This is a genomic window from Bradyrhizobium sp. SHOUNA76, from assembly GCF_023006445.1.
In the GTDB taxonomy this organism is placed as follows: Bacteria; Pseudomonadota; Alphaproteobacteria; order Rhizobiales; family Xanthobacteraceae; genus Bradyrhizobium.
This window is the reverse complement of record NZ_JALBHA010001025.1, coordinates 1-778: the sequence shown is the minus strand read 5'-3', so window position 1 is coordinate 778 and position 778 is coordinate 1. Positions and strand designations below refer to the sequence as shown.

General features: G+C 67.0%; 1 protein-coding gene and 1 pseudogene. One reads left to right on the top strand and one right to left on the bottom strand.

Translation table 11 applies throughout. The features are described from left to right. Positions 1 to 386 (bottom strand): annotated as a pseudogene (locus MOV74_RS39450) (primosomal protein N'); the annotation flags it as partial. Between the two features lie 111 nt (positions 387 to 497). Between MOV74_RS39450 and MOV74_RS39445 the strand changes: the two are divergent. Then, positions 498 to 778, top strand: a 281-nt coding sequence (locus tag MOV74_RS39445; RefSeq protein WP_246933032.1) for a site-specific integrase, incomplete at its 3' end; no start/stop codon positions are given.

Below are 778 nucleotides of genomic sequence, written 5' to 3'. Positions count from 1 at the left end.
CGCACGCCGGGGCGCACCCGCTCGGGGCCGAGGTTGTCGCCCATCCGCAGGCACATCCGCAGCACCATGCCGCGCGGGCTCAGCGTGTAATTGGCGACCCAATCGACCACGGACCGCAGCTCGGGCTTGAGCGGCGGGAAGTCGAGCTTCTCGCTGACCTCCTTGAGACGGTTGTGCAGGCGCGGATCCGGATTGGCGTTTTCTCCCCAGACCACCGCAAGCACCTCGCGCGGCCCGAGCGGCACACCGACGAGATCGCCCGCCTTCAGCTCCATCCCGCGCGGCACCTTGTAGGAATAGGTCTGGTCGAGCGCGACCGGCACCAGCACGTCGACCATGCCGGTCGCGTTGGTGGGGGCGGTCGTGCTGCGCGGCGTATGATCCATGAACGGAGAATCGGAACCCGGGATTTCAAGGCTAGCGCCGTGGGGCGGCCTTAGCGAACGATAAACGAGTGTGATGCGATATACTGTAGGGAATCACCACGTCCAGAGCGCATGAGCAAAGCGGCCGCCCCACAAATCGAGCTCGCCAGCGCCGATCCCTCGATCGCGCAGGAGATGACGCGCTGGCTGTCGCATCTCGGCGCCGAGCGGCGGCTGTCGCCGAAGACGCTGGAGGCTTATGGCCGCGACTTGCGGCAATGCCTGGATTTCCTCTGTGCCCATTGGGGCGAGCGCGTCACGCTCAAGCGCTTCGCGGCGCTGGAAGCAACCGACGTGCGCGCCTTCATGGCGATGCGCCGCGCCGACGACATTGCCGGCCGCTCGCTGATGCG